Source organism: Janthinobacterium sp. BCJ23, assembly GCF_059617945.1.
On sequence record NZ_JCAQAW010000001.1, the window covers coordinates 905,886 to 922,824 of the forward strand.

General features: G+C 65.6%; 13 protein-coding genes. 2 read left to right on the top strand and 11 right to left on the bottom strand.

Annotated elements, in window-relative coordinates:
- Positions 1–25: 25 nt before the first annotated feature.
- The 11 genes from AC54AG_RS04080 to AC54AG_RS04130 form a co-directional block, all read right to left on the bottom strand.
- On the bottom strand, positions 26–502 hold the full coding sequence (locus tag AC54AG_RS04080) for a hypothetical protein (protein WP_070301165.1): 477 nt from the start codon (positions 500–502) through the stop codon (positions 26–28).
- A gap of 214 nt (positions 503–716) precedes the next feature.
- On the bottom strand, positions 717–1,940 hold the full coding sequence (locus tag AC54AG_RS04085) for an acetate/propionate family kinase (RefSeq protein ID WP_496629551.1): 1,224 nt from the start codon (positions 1,938–1,940) through the stop codon (positions 717–719).
- Positions 1,937–3,352 (bottom strand): bifunctional enoyl-CoA hydratase/phosphate acetyltransferase, encoded by a 1,416-nt coding sequence (locus AC54AG_RS04090; protein WP_319990669.1) that lies wholly within the window; start codon positions 3,350–3,352, stop codon positions 1,937–1,939. The genes AC54AG_RS04085 and AC54AG_RS04090 overlap by 4 nt, the downstream gene beginning before the upstream one ends.
- Positions 3,353–3,361: 9 nt before the next feature.
- Positions 3,362–5,515: a DUF3141 domain-containing protein gene (locus tag AC54AG_RS04095; protein ID WP_496629714.1), complete on the bottom strand. Its 2,154-nt coding sequence runs from the start codon at positions 5,513–5,515 to the stop codon at positions 3,362–3,364.
- Positions 5,516–5,673: 158 nt separating this feature from the next.
- Positions 5,674–6,798: an ABC transporter permease gene (locus tag AC54AG_RS04100; protein WP_034746452.1), complete on the bottom strand. Its 1,125-nt coding sequence runs from the start codon at positions 6,796–6,798 to the stop codon at positions 5,674–5,676.
- Between the two features lies 1 nt (position 6,799).
- Entirely contained in the window at positions 6,800–9,544 is a 2,745-nt protein-coding gene (gene rbbA, locus AC54AG_RS04105; RefSeq protein ID WP_496629552.1) for a ribosome-associated ATPase/putative transporter RbbA, read from the bottom strand.
- A 2-nt stretch (positions 9,545–9,546) separates the two neighbouring features.
- Complete coding sequence (locus tag AC54AG_RS04110) at positions 9,547–10,620, bottom strand: HlyD family secretion protein (protein ID WP_034746446.1); 1,074 nt, start codon at positions 10,618–10,620, stop codon at positions 9,547–9,549.
- A gap of 18 nt (positions 10,621–10,638) precedes the next feature.
- Positions 10,639–12,087, bottom strand: coding sequence for an efflux transporter outer membrane subunit (locus AC54AG_RS04115; protein WP_496629715.1), 1,449 nt, complete (start codon positions 12,085–12,087; stop codon positions 10,639–10,641).
- Positions 12,088–12,097: 10 nt separating this feature from the next.
- A complete protein-coding gene (fabI, locus tag AC54AG_RS04120; RefSeq protein ID WP_072455012.1) occupies positions 12,098–12,883 on the bottom strand; it encodes an enoyl-ACP reductase FabI in 786 nt (261 codons plus the stop codon).
- Entirely contained in the window at positions 12,880–13,065 is a 186-nt protein-coding gene (locus AC54AG_RS04125) for a hypothetical protein (protein ID WP_139248410.1), read from the bottom strand. Before AC54AG_RS04125 ends, fabI begins: the two co-directional genes overlap by 4 nt.
- Positions 13,066–13,494: 429 nt before the next feature.
- A complete protein-coding gene (locus AC54AG_RS04130) occupies positions 13,495–14,937 on the bottom strand; it encodes an IgA Peptidase M64 (RefSeq protein ID WP_496629553.1) in 1,443 nt (480 codons plus the stop codon).
- Positions 14,938–15,131: 194 nt separating this feature from the next.
- Between AC54AG_RS04130 and AC54AG_RS04135 the strand changes: the two genes are divergently transcribed.
- Positions 15,132–15,734, top strand: coding sequence for a TetR/AcrR family transcriptional regulator (locus AC54AG_RS04135; RefSeq protein ID WP_496629554.1), 603 nt, complete (start codon positions 15,132–15,134; stop codon positions 15,732–15,734).
- A gap of 8 nt (positions 15,735–15,742) precedes the next feature.
- Complete coding sequence (locus tag AC54AG_RS04140) at positions 15,743–16,939, top strand: DUF418 domain-containing protein (RefSeq protein ID WP_496629555.1); 1,197 nt, start codon at positions 15,743–15,745, stop codon at positions 16,937–16,939.

Below are 16,939 nucleotides of genomic sequence, written 5' to 3' on the forward strand. Positions count from 1 at the left end.
CAGGCCATGGCCTGCAAACGGTGCATTACTTGGCGGCGGCGGCCTTGACTTCAGCGTCGGCCTTAGCCTTGACTTCTTCCGTCTTGGTGGCGGCGATGGCTTTATCTTGGTTCGCTTCCACTTTTTCCTTGGCGACCTTGGCGTCCGCTTTCACGGCGGTTTTACCCGCTTTCGCATCGGCCTTGGCGGCGGCCTTGTCAGCCTTGGCTTGCGCCTTCATCTTGTCTTCCGGATCGGCGTCGACCACTTTGTCGTGAGCCTTGGCCTTGGTTTTATTTGCCTTGTGCTGGGCGTCGGCTTTCTTTTCGTCGGCCTTCATTTCAGCCTTGGCGACGTTGGCGTCAGCTTTGGCATCGACTTTGGCTTCCTTGTTGGCAGCCTTGTTGATGTCATGCTGCGCAGACGCCTGGGCGCTGGCAACGGCTGGGGTAGTTGGCGCCGTTTGCGCGATGGCAGCGGTGGCAAACAGGGTAGCGATCAGGGTGGCGAGTAATTTGTTCATGATGAGACCTTTCAATATGGTTTAATTTTATTCTTACTAAAGGCGGGCAAAATGCTCAAAATTTGCCAGGCATCGCGCTGTTTCTTGATGTAGCGCAATGGCATGACTTCATAGTAAAGATATCCGGCAAACCACACAGTGCGTTAGCGCACTCAACGGAAAATATGTGCAAATCAGCAAATTTCCCATTGGGTGCGATGCAGGTCTCAGTTCCTCATGCGCCCACGGCCAGGGCCAGGGCCGCGTGGCGGGCAGCCACCCACTCTTCGTTGGCAGGCTCCACACCCACGACGATGCGGCTGGCATCGGTGGAGATACGGCTGGCACTGCGCGCATTCGCCTCCCCGTCAAGCACGGGGCCGATAAACCCCAGCTCGTCGCAGATGCGCTGGCGCAGCTCGGCGCTGTGCTCGCCGATACCGGCCGTAAACACCAGCATGTCCAGCCCACCGAGCACGGCCGTCAGGGCGCCGATCTCGCGCACGATGCGGCGGATATATAAAGCCAGCGCGGCGCGGATGCGCTCGCCCGTGGCATCCTGCCGGTCCTGCTGCGCCAGCAAGACCGGCGGGTCGGCCGACACGCCCGATACGCCCAGCAAGCCCGACTCGTGGTACAGCACGTGCGCCACTTTTTCCAGCGACAGTTTTTCGATCTCCATCAGGTAGATCACGGCGCCCGGATCGAGCGAACCGCAGCGCGTGCCCATCATCAGGCCATCGAGCGCCGAAAAGCCCATGGTGGTGGCCACGCTGTGCAAATTCTCCATCGCGCACAGGCTGGCGCCGCTGCCCAAGTGGGCCACGATGACCTTGCCGCGCGCGACGGCGCCAAAACGCTGCTCCAGCACCAGCGACTGGTATTCGTATGACAGGCCGTGGAAACCGTAGCGACGCAAGCCCCGCTCCCACGCATCGTAAGGCAGGGCCAGCATCTGCTCGACCTGCGGCACCGTGTGGTGGAAGGCCGTGTCGAAGCACGCCACCTGGGCGATGTCGGGCCGCGATTCGAGCAGCACTTCGATGGCTTCCAGCGCGAACGGCTGGTGCAGGGGCGCGAGCGGCACATAACTTTTCAGGTCGGCCAGCACGGCAAAATCGATGCGCACGGGGGCGAAATACTTGCTGCCGCCATGCACCACGCGGTGCGCCACGGCGCGCAAGGGGCGCCCGTCCAGCTGCGCCACCACTTGTGCACGGATGTATTCGAGCGCCGCATGATGCGGCTGCTGCGGATCGAGCTGCAGGGCGACGGCAGGCAGGCCGCCGGCGCGGTAGGTGGCGTTTTCGCGGCCGATGCCTTCGACCTTGCCGCTCCATTGCGCCTGCTGCGGCAGCACGCCGCCCGCCTGCTCAAACAGGGCGAACTTGATGCTCGACGAACCGCAATTGAGCACGAGGATCAGGGCGCCATCGGCATGTGTGATTGGTGCGTTCATGGCGGCGTGCTCCGGTAATGGTTGGCCAGCATCACGGCGATGGCGCACGAGGCGATGCGGCTGGCGCGCGAGTCGGCGCGGCTGGTGAGGATGACGGGAATTTTCGCGCCCAGCACGATGCCGGCGCTGTCCGCGTCGCCCATGTATTCGAGCTGCTTGGCCAGCATGTTGCCGCTTTCCAGGTCGGGCACCAGCAGGATATCGGCGCGGCCCGCCACTTCCGAGACGATGCCCTTGACGGTGGCGGCGGCGATCGACACGGCATTGTCAAAAGCCAGCGGGCCATCGAGGATGGCGCCCGTGATCTGGCCACGGTCGGCCATCTTGCACAGGGCGGCCGCGTCCAGGGTGGCGGGCATGTCCGCATTCACCGTTTCCACGGCAGCCAGGATGGCCACGCGCGGACAGGCCACGCCGATCACGTGGGCCAGGTCAATGGCGTTGCGCACGATGTCGGCCTTCATGGCCAGGTTGGGCGCGATATTGATGGCCGCATCCGTGATGATGAAGGGACGCGGATACGCGGGCGTCTGCATCAGGAAGCAGTGGCTGATGCGCCGCTTGGTGCGCAGGCCGGCACTGGCCGACAGCACGGCCGACATCAGTTCATCCGTGTGCAGGCTGCCCTTCATCAAGGCTTCCACTTCGCCCTTGCCCGCCAGTTCGGCGCCGCGCGCGGCGGCCGCATGGCTATGCTCGACGTCCTCGATGGCAATGCCGTCCAGGCTCAGGCCCGCTTCGGCCGCCACCGCTTCCAGGCGCGCGCGCGGCGCCACCAGCACGGGCGTGATCAGGCCGGCCGCATGCGCGTCGAGCGCGCCGGACAGGCTCAGTTCATCGCAAGGATGGATCACGGCCACCCTGATCGGTCCCAGAGTGCGCGCGTGCTCGAGCAGGCGCCGCGTACCGTCGCCGTTATGCAGGCGTACTTCGGGCAAGGTGGCGCGCGCCCGCTCGATCTGCTCGGCGGGCGCGATCACCTGCGCCTCGCCTTCTAGCACCACGGCGCCATGCTGGTTGACGCAGCGGCAAGCCAGGGTCACGTGGCGGCTGCGCGGTTCCAGCGCCGTGACGGTGACGCTGATGGCCAGCGTATCGCCCACGCGCACCGGTTGCAAAAAGCGCAGGGTCTGGCCCGTGTAGACGGTGCCGGCGCCGGGCAGGCGTGTGCCCAGCACGGCGGAAATGAGGGACGCGCCCCACATGCCGTGCGCGATCACGCCCTGGTAGCGGGTGGCGGCGGCAAATTCCGTATCGAGGTGCTGCGGGTTGTCATCGCCCGACATCACAGCGAACAGGGCGATATCGTCCATGCTCAGGGTGCGCGTGATACTGGCCGTGTCGCCGATGGCGATCTGGTCGAAGGTGCGGTTGCGTACGATATTCAGCTCATCGTCTTGGGAAGTAGTCATCGTGGTCTTCTATACAGGGGTAATGTGTTTGGCCGGTTTGGCTTTGGGGCCGGGAGCGGATGTGCGCGCGTCCGGCGGCAGCGCCTTCGTTTGCGCCTTGACCGCCCGGTCGAAGACGTCCAGCATCTGCTGCAGGCTCGCTTCCTCGTCCGGCGTCGGCGCCTCGGGCACTTGCAGCACCTGTTGCAGCCACCCGGCCAGTGCACCGATGTCGTCCGGGTCGGCGCGCGACAGCAAGGCCGGCAAGGCGGCGATGGCCGCGTCGAAATCATGCAGCATCAAGCGCGCCTGCTGGCGCACGATACCGCGGAACTCCTCCATGCCGACGTCCTGCCGGTATTGCGGCTTGATCAGTTTGAGGGCCAGGTTGACCCTGCGCTCGTCGGCGATCATGCGGAAGCGGTAGATATAGAACAGCGCGCGCACGGCCGCTTCCACCAGGCCGCCCCGCTGCATGTCCTCGTCCATCTTGCGCGTTTCGCAGCGCACGTATTCGCAATGCTCGGGCGAGATGCCGGGATGGGGGCGCGGCGGTGTCGTATCGCCGATCGCTTGTCCCGTCAGCGCCTGCACCAGCGGCGAACCGTACACCAGGTCGAAGGTGGTTTCCTGTACCGTATCGCGCCAGTCGCGCCAGCCGTTCAAGCCGGCCGTGATGGCGCCGGAGATCGCTTCCTGCATGGCCAGCAGCGGGTTGTCGGGCGCTACCGGCTGGCGTTGGGCGCGCACTTTTTCCGCCTCCCTGGCCACCAGCCTGGCCAGCGGATTATGGTCGGTCCAGCGCTCGTACGACACGCGCAGCGGGTGTGCCAGCTGCAGGAAGCGCGCCGTCTGCGGCGTGACCATGGCGCGCACCCACGGCTGCGCAAACGTGCGGTACAGGGCCAGGTTCACTTCGGACACGCGCGCGGCGGCGGCAAACTTGCGGTCGTTTTCCACGCTCGGTTGCACGATGGCGCGCACGTCGTCGATGCCGCGGTGCTCGACCTGCAGCACGTAGTCGCCGCTGGCCAGGTCCGCGTTCGGCGTATCGGGCGTCTTGTCGACGATCCGCGCTTCGTAGATGCCGACCGGCAGCAGGTTGATCAGGTCGATATTGCTGGCGAATTTCTGATGTTCCTTGTGCCCCACCTTGGCCGACACGAAAATGCCAAGGTGGCCGATGCTGTCATGCACGGCGTAGACGATGGTCTGGTCGTGCATCAGCACGTCCTTGTCGTCGCGGTACAGGTCCGTGATCCAGCCCAGCGCCTGCGGCGGCGGCGTGATGTTGTCGCCATTCGAGCAGAACACGACGATGGGCGAACGGATATTGCGCAAGTCCAGGCGCACGCCGTCGGAGGTGATCAATTCGGCCGTGGCCAGGCGGTTGCCGATGAACAGATTGTCGACGATGTATTGCATCTCGACGTCGTTGAGGAAAACGTGGCCGCCCCAGTATTTTTCAAATTCCAGGTAACGGGGCGCTTCCGTATCGATGTTCGCGTACAAGTTGTACTGCTTGCTCCACAGCGTGTTGGCCGGGTTGAGCTTCTCGAAATTCTGCACCAGGCTGGCGCCGTCGAAGCGGCCGTTGCCCAGGTCGCCCGCCAGGGCCGTGGCCCAACTGCCGCCCATCAGGCCGCCCGCGTAGCGCATCGGATTGCGGCCATGCCAGCCGGCCCAGTACGAGACGGGCGCGCCTGCCACGATGATGGGACCGAACAATTCCGGGCGCATGGCCGCCGTCATGAGGATTTGCCAGCCCGCCTGGCAATTGCCGATGACGACGGGTTTCCCCTCGCTGTGCGGATGCAGGGCGATGACTTTTTCCAGGAAGGCCGCCTCGGCGTGCATCACGTCTTCCACCGTCTGCCCCGGCACGGGATCGGGCAGGAAGCCGATGAAGTAGCACGGATGGCCTGCGCGCAGGGCCACGCCGATCTCGCTCTCGGCCTTGAAGCCGCCGATGCCGGGACCATGGCCGGCGCGCGGATCGACGACGACGAAGGGCCGCTTCGATGGATCAGGTTCGGGCGCATCGGGCGTCAGGATGCGCGCCAGGCCGTAGTTGACGGGACGCGCCAGTTCCAGGCCCGACATCACCAGTTCGGCGGGGAAGTCGAGCACGTTCGGCACTTCCTCGGCCATGTGTTCCTGGTACTGGTTGCCGCGCCGGCGCATCACGTCCGCGTACAGCACGATGCGCTGCCACGAATCGCGCGCATAGTCGCCCAGCACGCCCAGCGACGGCAAGCCGCCAGTGGAGAAAAATGGTGCAGCTTCGGTTTTCATGGCTATCCTTTTCATGCAAAAAACGCCGGACCATTCCGGCGCGGGAGCTACGCCATCTGGCTGATGGTCTTGCGAAAACGGGCAAGGGCAAACGTGAACAGGGCCGTGCCGATGGCCAGCAGGGCCAGGAACGGTTTCCACACCACGTCGATGCCGGCGCCCCGGTACAGGATCGCCTGGCTCAATTCGACGAAATGCGTGGTCGGGGCGATCAGCATGATGTTCTGCACCAGTTCAGGCATGCTTTCGCGCGGCGTGCTGCCGCCCGAGAGCATCTGCAGCGGCAGCAGCACGAGGATCAGGAGCATGCCGAACTGCGGCATGCTGCGCGCCACGGTGGCGAGGAAAATACCCATCGACGTGGTGGCGAACAGGTGCAGCGCGGCGCCGCACAGGAACAGCGCGATCGAGCCTTCGATGGGCACGTGCAGCATGCCGCGCACCACGAGGTTCAGCGACAAGGCGGCGGCCAGCAGCACCACGAGGCCCATCGACCATACCTTGCCCAGCATGATTTCGGCAGGCGTCACGGGCATCACCAGCAAATGCTCGATGGTGCCGTGTTCGCGCTCGCGTATCAGCGCCGCGCCCGTCAAAATGATCGACAGCATCGTCACTTGGTTGATGAGCTCCATCAGCGAGCCAAACCAGGCCTGGCTCAGCGACGGGTTGAAGCGCGCGCGCATCACCAGCTCCACGGGCGAGACGGTTGCGCCCCGGTAGCGCTTGGCGAATTCCGATATCTCGCCGGCGACGATCTGCTGGATGTAGCCGCTGCCGCTGAAAGCCTGGCTCATGCGCGTGGCGTCCACGTTCAGCTGCAGTTCCGCCTGGCGTCCGCCCAGCACGTCGGCCTGCAGCTTGGGCGGGATCGTCAGCACGAAGGTGTACTGTCCCGCGTCGAGGCCCGCGTCGACCTGGCTCTGGTTGATCATGGCCGGCGGCGTGAACTGGGGCGGGAAGAAGGCCGAGGCGATGCGCCCGGACAGCGGCGAGCCATCCTCGTCGACGATGGCGATCGACGCCATGTGCAGCGTTTCCGGCTTGGCCGTGGCGGCAACGTAGATCGCCAAAGTAAACGTGTAGAGGATCAGGATCAGCATCATCGGATCGCGGATCAGGCTCCAGATTTCCTTCACGCCCAGGCGGTAGATGTTTTCAAGATGGCGCATATCAGCTCTCCTGCTTCTTCAGCAGCGCCACGGTCACGCCGAGGATCACGGGGATGGCGATGATCAATGGCCAGAACGAGGCGTGCAGGTCGCCCAGTCCCAGCGCCTTGTTGAACACGCCCCGGCTGATATTGAGCATGTGCGTGGCCGGGTACATCAGGCCGATGGCCTTGCCCACGCCTTCCATCGACGAGACGGGATTGAGCAGGCCGGAAAACTGGATGGCCGGGATCATGGTGCCGATCATGGTCACGAACAGCGCCGCGATCTGGCTGCGCGTAAAGGTCGAGGCGAACAGGCCGATGCCGGTGGCGCAGATATTGAAGATGAACGTGGCGCCGATCAGGGTCGCCAGGCTGCCCTTGACCGGCACGCCAAAAGCGGTCACCGCCAGCAGCGCCATGAGAAGGAAGTTGAACATGGCCAGCACGACGTAGGGCACCTGCTTGCCGAGCAAGAATTCCAGGCGCGTGACGGGCGTCACGTACAGGTTGATGATGGAACCCAGTTCCTTTTCGCGCACGACGGACAGCGCCGCCAGCATGGCCGGCAGCATCAGCAGCAATAAGGGAATCACGGCTGGCACCATGGCCGGCAGGCTTTTCACGTCGGGGTTGTAGCGGTAGCGCGTCTGGATGGCGACGGGGTTGCTCATCGTGATGCCATAGCGGTGCAAGGCCTGGTCGGCCAGCCACAGCTGATGCATGCCCTGCACGTAGCCTTGCACGGTTTCCGCGCGCATCGGCATGGCGCCGTCAATCCACGCGCCCACCTGGGCCGGCGCGCCGCGCTGCACGTCGCGCGCGAAGCCGGGCGGGATCTCGATGGCCAGCGACAACTCTCCGCTGCGCATGCGCTTGTCGATATCGGCATAGTCGCGCAGCGGTGCTCTCTCAATAAAATAGCGCGAGCCGGCCAGGTTGTTCGTGTAATTCTGGCTCAACGTCGTCTGGTCGTGGTCGAGCACCGCGTAACTCAAGTCTTCCACATCGAGGCTGATGCCGAAGCCGATAACGAATAGCAGCAGCACGGAGCCGCCCAGCGCCAGGGTCAGGCGCACGGGATCGCGGCGCAATTCCAGCGTTTCGCGCCACATGTAGCTGAGCATGCGGCCCAGGCTGAAACGGCTGCGCCTACGCTCCTGTTGCGGTGCGACCGCTTCCGCCTTCTGCACGGGCGCCTCGCTTTCCTGCACCGCCGGCGCCGTGCCGCCGCCCGCCTCTTCCAGGTAGGCGATGAAAGCCGCTTCCAGCGAGGGCGCGCCCTTCTTGCGCACCAGTTCGGCCGGCGCATCGCTGACCAGCACTTTACCCGCATGCATCAGCGAGATACGGTCGCAGCGCTCGGCCTCGTTCATGAAGTGGGTGGAAATGAAAATGGTGACGTGGTCGCGCCGCGCCAGCTCGATCATCAGGCGCCAGAAATTGTCGCGCGCGATGGGGTCGACGCCGGACGTCGGCTCGTCGAGGATCAGCATTTCCGGCTTGTGCACCATGGCCACTGCCAAGGACAACCGCTGGCGTATGCCCAGCGGCAGGCTGTCGGGCAAGTCGTCCATCACCGCGCCCAAGTCGAAGCGCTGCGCCATTTCGTCGATGCGCGCAGGTATCTCGCCCTCTGGCACGTGGAACAGGCGCGCGTGCAGCACCAGGTTCTGGCGTACCGTCAGTTCGCTGTACAGCGAGAACGCCTGCGACATGTAACCGACCCGCCGGCGCGTGTCGATATCGCTGGAATCGACCTGCTTGCCGAACAGCCAGGCCTTGCCCTCGGTCGCGGGCAGCAAGCCCGTGAGCATCTTCATGGTGGTCGACTTGCCGCAGCCGTTCGAGCCCAGGAAGCCGAAGATTTCGCCGCGGCCGATGCGGAAATTCACATGGTCGACGGCCGTAAAATCGCCGAAGCGCATGGTCAGGTCCTGCGCCTCGATGGCGACGTCCTGCGCGCTGGCGGCATCGAGCGGCGTGATGACGACGGGCTGGTGGCCCGCGCGCTTCGCTTCCGGCAGCAGCTTGATGAAGGCCGCTTCCAGGTTGCCGCTGTCCGTGCGCGCCAGCAGTTCGGCCGGCGTGCCCGTATCGAGCACCCTGCCGTCATCCATGGCGACCAGCCAATCGAAGCGCTGCGCCTCGTCCATGTAGGCCGTGGCCACCATCACGCTCATTTGCGGGCGCTGCACGCGGATGCCGGCGATCAGGTCCCAGAACTGGGCGCGCGCCAGCGGATCGACGCCGGTGGTCGGCTCGTCGAGAATCAGCAGGTCGGGATCGTGGATCAGCGCGCAGCACAGGCCAAGCTTCTGCTTCATGCCGCCCGACAGCTTGCCGGCCGGGCGCGCGAGGAACGATTGCAAACCCGTACTGCGGGTCAGCTGGTCGATGCGGCGGCGGCGCTCGGCCGCGTCGTGGCCGAACAGGCGCGCGAAAAACTGCAGGTTTTCCTCGACCGACAGGGTCGGATACAGATTCTTGCCCAGGCCTTGCGGCATGTAGGCGATGCGCGGACAGACGTCGTCGCGGTGGCGCGCATCGCGCATGTCGCCACCCAGCGCCATTACGCTGCCCTGCTGCACGGCGCGCGCGCCCGCCACCAGCGACAGCAAGCTCGATTTGCCCACGCCATCGGGACCGATCAAGCCCACCATGCGGCCGGCCGGCACATCGAGGTCGATGCCGTCCAGCGCCACCGTCTTGCCGTAATGCTGGCTGACGCCGCGGATGCTGACGACAGGGGAAGTGGAAGCCACAGTCACTGCGGAACCTTCGCCGTCAGTTCAGCGGGCCAGGCCTGCTTCCCGTCGAGACGCACCCAGGCCACGCCAGGCAAGCCCACTTTCACCAGCGCCAGATGCTTTTGCAGCAGCTCGCGGCTGATCTGCGCTTTCACGCGGAACATCAGTTTCTGGCGTTCGCTGGCCGTTTCCACGGTCTTCGGCGTGAACTGCGCGCTGGCGGCGACGAACGAGATCGTCGCGGGAATCACGTACTGGGGCGCCGCGTCGAGGATGATGCGCACTTCACCGCCCAGCGCCACCTTGCCGGCCGCCGTCTCGGGCAGGAAGAAGGTCATGTAGACGTCCGACAGGTCGACCAGGTTGAGCACCTTGCCGCCGCCGGCCAGCACTTCGCCCTGCTGCGCCACCAGATATTGCACGCGGCCGTCGCGCGGCGCCGCCAGCTGGCCATCGGCCAGGTCGGCATCGATGCGCGCCGTCGTCGCCTCGGCCGCCACGACGGCGGAACGCGAACCGACCACCTGCGCCTTGGCCGCGTCGATGGCCGCCTGCGCCGCCGTCACTTGCGCCCTGGCCGCATTCAGGGCGGCGGCCACGCTGCGCACGCGGGCACGGTCGTCGTCGAGTTCCTGCACCGAGGAAGCGCCTTCTTTCGACAGGGTCTCGGAGCGGACCAGGCGGCGCTTGGCCGCATCGAGTTCGCTTTCGCGCTGCGCCACCATGGCCAGCGCGGCCGCCTTGTCGCTCTCGCGCACGGCCACCTGCGCCTGCGCGCCGACCACCGCATCGGATGCCTGCTGCTGGCGCGCGCGCGCCTCGTCGCGCTGGGCCGCCAGCGAGTCCACCTGCATGGTGGCCAGCGGCTGGCCCGCCTTGACGAAGTCGCCCTCGCGCACAAGGATCTCCTTGACCCGGCCGGCCAGCTTGGTGGCGACGTCGATTTCCGTCGCTTCGATGCGGCCATTGCCGCTGACAAAACCTTCGCCAGGACCGGTGGGACGCATTTTTTGCCAGGCCACATAGCCGAGCACGAGAACGGCCACGACGAGCGCCGCGGGGATGAGTTTTTTCTTCAGTTGAGCATTCATGATATCGGGGCGATCAAATTAGTGGGTGGAAGCGGCGGCGGAGGCGACGGGCGCGCCGCCGCCCAGGGCCGCATACAGGCTGACCTGGCTCGAGAGCAGCGCGCGGCGCGTCTGCACCAGCTGCTGCTCGACCGTCAGCAGGTCGCGCTGCGCGTCGAGCACTTCCAGGTAGGGCGCGGCGCCATTGTCGTAGCGCAGCTTGGCCAGGCGTGCCCGTTCGCTCTGCGCGGCCAACGTCGTCTTGCCGATGTCGACCTGCAGCGCCAGCCAGCGCCGGTTCGACAGCGCGTCGGCCACTTCGCGGAACGCGCCCTGCACGCTTTTTTCATAATTGGCCACGGCCACATCGCGGCGCACCTCGGCCAGGTCCATATTGGCGCGCAAACGGCCCGCGTCAAAGATCGGCAGCACCAGGCGCGGCGCGAGATTCCAGGTGCCGCTGCCCGAGTCGAACAAACCGCTCAATTCCGCGCTGGCCGTGCCGTAGGCGGCCGTCAGTGAAATCGTCGGGAAGAAGGCGGCGCGCGCGGCGCCGATATTGGCTTGCGCGGCGCGCAGCTGGTGTTCGGCCGCGATCAGGTCGGGGCGCTGCGTGAGCAAGGCCGAGGACAGGCCCGCATGCAGCGGCTGCAGCACGCTGGCGTCGTCGAAGCGGCGCACCTCACCAGCCACCGGCGTCAGATCGACGGGGCCGCCCACCAGCTGGGCCAGCGCGTGCGCCTGCACGGCGCGCGCCTGTTCCAGCTGGGCCGACAGCGAGAGGGCCTGGCTAAGCAGGGTTTCCACCTGCGTCAGGTCCAGCTTGGAAATCGAGCCTACCTCAAAGCGGCGCGTGAAGATGCGCAGCGATTCGGCGCGGCTGTCGACCGTGGCGCGCGCCAGTTCCACCCTTTCGTCGAGTTCACGCAAGCCCAGGTAGCCATTGGCCACCTGCGCCACGAGGGCCACGCCGACGGCGCGGCGCGCCTCGTCGCTGGCCAGCAGGGTTTGCAGCGCGCTGTCTTTCAGGCTACGTACCCGGCCCCAGAAATCGAGTTCCCACGCGCTCACGTTCAAGCCCGCCTGGTACTGCGCGCTCGTCATGGCGCGGCCCGTCGGACTCAGGTCATCTGGCACGCGTGCGCGGCTGCCGGAGGCGCCCAGCGCGATAGTGGGAAATTGCTCCGCGCGCTGGATGCCATACGCGGCGCGCGCCTCTTCCACGCGCAACGCGGCGATGCGGATGTCGCGGTTGCTGGCCAGCGCCTGCGCAATCAGCGCCTGCAGGCGCGGGTCGGCAAAGTAGCTTTGCCAGGCGACGTCGGGCGCGTGCGCGCCGGCCGGATCGGTTTCCGGATACTGCGCCGCCACGGGCAGCGGCGGTGGCGCATACGGCGGCGCCATCGAGGCGCAGCCGGCCAGGGCCAGCGTGGCTGCCAGGGCGGCCAGCATGGCGCGGTGTGGCAAGGTAAAAACAGCCATGGTCATCATCTTCCAGTCAATTCAGAATGTTGTAGCCGCCATCGACGTACAGGGTGCCGCCCGTGATGGCGCGCGCGCCGTCGCCGGCGAGGAAGGCGCACAGCGCGCCCACGTCCTCGATGGTGGCCAGGCGGCGCATGGGCGAACGTTCGATGGCGTCGGCCATCAGGCGGTCGAAATGGGCGATGCCGGAAGCGGCCCGCGTTTCCAGTGGCCCCGGCGAAATGGCGTTGACTCTGATGCCTTGCGGGCCCAGTTCGGCGGCCAGGTAACGCACGGACGCTTCCAGCGCCGCCTTCACGGGCCCCATCAGGCCATAATCGGCGATGACTTCCTCGGCGCCCAGGTAACTCATGGTCATCAAGCTGCCGCCATCCGGCATCAACGGTTCGGCCAGTTTCGCCATACGCATGAAGGAGTGGCAGGAGACATCCATCGCCTGCGCAAAGCCGTCGGCGGAACTGTCCGTCACGCGGCCATGCAAATCGTGTTTCGGCGCATAGGCGATGGAATGAACAAGGAAATCGAGCCGCCCCCACTGCCGTTCGATCTGCGCGAACAGCGCCTCCAATTGCCCCGGCACGGCCACGTCGAGCGGCGCCATGATCGACGCCTGCACTTGCTGCGCCAGCGGTTCCACGTGCGTTCTCGCCTTGTCATTGAGCCAGGTCACGGCCAGTTCGGCGCCGGCCGCACGCAGGGCGCTGGCGCAGCCCCAGGCGATGCTTTGCGCGTTGGCGATGCCCACCACCAGCCCCCGCTTGCCCTGCAAAGGCAAGGATGGGCGCAAGCCGGCCGTCATGCCGGGACTGGACGCAGGGCGGGCCACGGCGTAGCCGCATGCACGCAGCGCACGGCGCCCGCATGCATGGCGGCGGCGCACATGGCCAGGGTAACGCCGCCAGCACGCGCATACGGCAAGGCAATCGGAGTGTGGGGATGGAGGGTACTGCACGCGTCAGGCGCGGGGGGCTGCATCTTCATGAATCTGGCTTCCGTCACTGAAATTCGAGGCCGGCACCAGTGCATTCTCGGGGAACTGGTACAGGGCGAAAATTACTCTACAGCATTTAGATACGTGATTCGCGATGAGTCCGGTCCGCATGCTTATCGTTTTGAGCTAGGTCAACTATAAGTGCGATTGCGGCAATGCAACATTGATATACATCAAATTCTACATCAATATTATTTAAATGAACTAATTGACAAGCAAGCGAATCGCGGTGCCTTTTTGATAACTCCGTGGGGCTGGCGCACAGAAAAGCAGCCGTGCAAAAAGAAAGGGAGATTGCCTGGAAAACAAGCGGTGGGGCGACTTGGCGCGCGGCGCCAGGCGGGGAGTGGGAAAAATCGGGGCCATGCTATTGCGATGCAACATGGCCCCCATGCACTACTGGAATGACAGGAGCGGCCTTATTTGCCCGGCGCCGATGCCGGACGCGAATACAGGTCGATGATGGTGCTGATGCCATCCTGGCAAACGGAGCAGAATGTCTCGCTGCGGTCGAACATGATGCACTGCATCTCGGGCCGGTAGTAGCCGGACGACTCGTAGTGCGCGCCTTCGAAAGCGCCCAACGCATGGCGCTGCGGCGCTTTCGAGAACAGCTGCTGCGTGTACGCCAGGTCGGCCTTGAACAAGGTGCTCATTTCGCTTTCCGGGCGGTTGGCCGCGCGCAAAGCCGCGCGCTGCTTCTGGTATTCGCGCGCATGGCTGTCGTACGCTTCCTTCGGCCATGGCGTCGGCAGCGGCGTGCCCGCCTTCACATGGTTTTTCCATTTCAGCTTGGCCGGATCGCGCAGCGCCGTGGCGTTCGGTTCCCACGGTTCCTGGCGCTCGCCATTCGATTGATAGGCCACGGGCGAAGTGTAGTACTCGTCGGCCAGGCCGGCGAAATGGTGGCCGAATTCGTGCACGAACAGGTAATTGGCCCAGTCGCTGTTGGCCGCCGCCGTGCTGAACTGGCCGAAGATGCCGCCACCGCCGTAGGTATCGTTATTGACGAGGATTTCGATGAATTCATACGGCGCGTACTGGGCCAGGTCGCGCAGCGCGCGGTTGTCCGTCGTCAGCACGTAACGCTCGCTGCCGAAGATATCGTAGCGCGTGCCCAAGGGCGACGCATGATGCACGCCCGTCGAGGGACGCGACACGCCCGACTCCAGCGTCGGCGCGGCCATGGCCCACACATTGAAGTCATTGGCCCGCTCGCGGAACGGCGACACCGTGAAAAGATGCTCGGCCAATTTGCGCGCCGTCGCTTCGAACTTGGCCATTTCGGCCGCCGTATAGCCATCGCCCATGATCAAGAGGTCGACCTTGTCGCTGGAAGGTCCACTGATGCGGATCGGGATCGGCTTGACGGGCGCCGGCGGCTGCTTGCGGATCACGTCCTGCGCCGCCGGATCAACGTCCGTGCTCCACACAATGGAAAACAGGCCGCGCTCGTCGCGCTTGAGGATGCGCACGCGCACGGGCTGCTCGGGCTGCGGGAAGCGCACGGATTCCTGGAACGCGCGCGTGGTGGTTTTCGCTTCATCCGTGCTGGCCCATTCGCCGAAGATGGTGGAAAAACCGCGCGAATACAGCACCTTGCCCGACTTGATGTCGACCACTTCCAGCATATTGTTGCCGCGGTTGCTGTCATCGATGGGGCGCGCCAGGTTGCCCGCCCATGGCAGGGGCTCGACCAGCACGCGCTCGACCGCATAATGCTCGCCCAGCGCATTGCCGCTGTGCTGGTAATCGAGGCGCATGGTGGCCGGCTGGGCGGCACTGGCCGCTTGCGCGGCAGGGGCGATGCCGGCGGCCAGCGCCAGCGCGCAGAGGAAGGATCGAATCGGGGTCTGCTGCATGTCATTCCTAAAACGGTAGAAAAACAGGTGAAGGGAACGGTTTTCCAAACAATCGGCGGGCCTGCCGCCAGGCGCGGGGAAAACCGCTGCGACACATTGTAGCGACAGGAAGGGGACGTGCAAAGTGGCCAGCTTGACCCGGCAAGGCAATCGGTTTATATTAGACTGACCAGTCGATTAATTAAAGGTAAGTCATGCGCACCATCGATCCCGATAAACACGCGGCACGCCGCGACGCCATTCTCGCCGCCGCGCGCCACTGCTTCGCGCACAAGGGCTTTCACCAGACCAGCACCGCCGCCATCTGTGCGCAGGCGGGCATGAGCCCCGGCAACCTGTTTCATTACTTCCCCACCAAGCAAGCCATCATCGCCGCCATCGTCGACCAGGAAGGCAGCGAGACGGCCGCCTATTTCGCGGGCGTGCAAGGCAGCGCCGATGCCTACGGCGCCCTGCTCGACTTCATGGACGTGGTGCTGGCGCTGGCGGCCGACGCGGACTTTGCGGGACTGGCGCTGGACATCGCCGCCGAGGCGATGCGCGATACGGACATCGCGGCCAGGGTGGCGCGCAACGACGCCAGCCTGCGCGGCGGCGTGCAAACCTTGCTCGAAGAGGCGGCCGCGCAGGGCCAGGTCGACGCCGCGCTGGCCCCCGCGCAAACGGCCGGCTGGATCGCTGCGCTGATCGATGGCATCTTCAACCGCGTCGCCGTCGATCCCGATTACGCGCCGCTGGCGCAGCGGGCAAGCCTGCACCTGTTATTGGCGCGCTTCCTGCGCCCTGCCCTGGCATGAGCGGCACCATGAGCCGCTCACCGAGTACGCCGCCCGCGCGCATCGCCGACGTCGACGCCCTGCGCGGCTGCGCCCTGTTCGGCATTTTGGTCGTCAATATCGGCGCCTTCGCCACGCCCTGGTTCGGCCTGGGTCTGACCGATCCCGCCTTTCACGGCGGCGTGGACCGCGCCACGCACTTCCTCGTCGCCCTGCTGTTCGAAACCAAGTTCTACCTGCTGTTTTCCTTTTTGTTCGGCTACAGCTTCACCTTGCAGTTGCAGGCGGCCGCGCGTGCCGGTGCGCCATTCGTGCCGCGCATGCTGCGCCGACAAGCGGGCCTGTGGCTGATCGGCGCCCTGCACGCCGTGTTCCTGTTTCATGGCGACATACTGACCACCTACGCTCTGCTGGGCATCGTGCTGCTGGCGCTGCACCGCTGCGGCGAACGCCAGGCATTGTCCCTGGCGTTGACGCTCGTCGCCGTCTGCGTCGCGTTCTGGGCAGGCATGGCATGGTTGCAAAGCCTGCAGCCGGCCGGCGACGACGCGCAGCTGGCCGTGGACATGGCGCAAAAAGCGGCAAGCGCGCTGGCCGCCTACCGCGCCACGCCGGCCGCCGTCATCCATCAGCATCTGCGCGAACTCAGTGACATCTGGCTCGTCCTGCTGCTGGTGCAGGCCCCGTGCGCGCTGGCCATGTTCCTGTGCGGCCTGGCCGCCGGCAAGCGCGAGATGCTGCTGCATGCGAGCGACTATCTGCCGCTGCGCCGCCGCCTGCTGCGGGCCGGCACGCTGGCGGGATTGCCCGGCGCCACCTTCTATGCGTGGACCTCCGTGTATGGCGACAGCCAGGCATGGCAGGTGGCGGGACTGGCCGTGGGACTGGCCACCGCGCCGCTGCTGGCGGGCGCCTACCTGGCATTAGCCCTATCTCTGTTCGAGCGTCTGCGCGACGGCACGCTGTTTGCGCTGCTGGCCGATACGGGCCGCATGGCCCTGTCGAACTACCTGCTGCAGTCGGCCATCTGCGCCGTGCTGTTCCTCGCGTATGGCATGCGGCTGATGGGCAGCGTCTCGCCGCTGGGCGCGCTGGCGCTGGCCGCCATCATCTTTGGCGCGCAGCTGCCATTGAGCCGCTGGTGGCTGCGCGGCCACGCTTATGGCCCTGTCGAGTGGCTGCTGCGGGCCCTGACGGTCGCCGCGTGGCCGCGCTGGCGGCGCTAA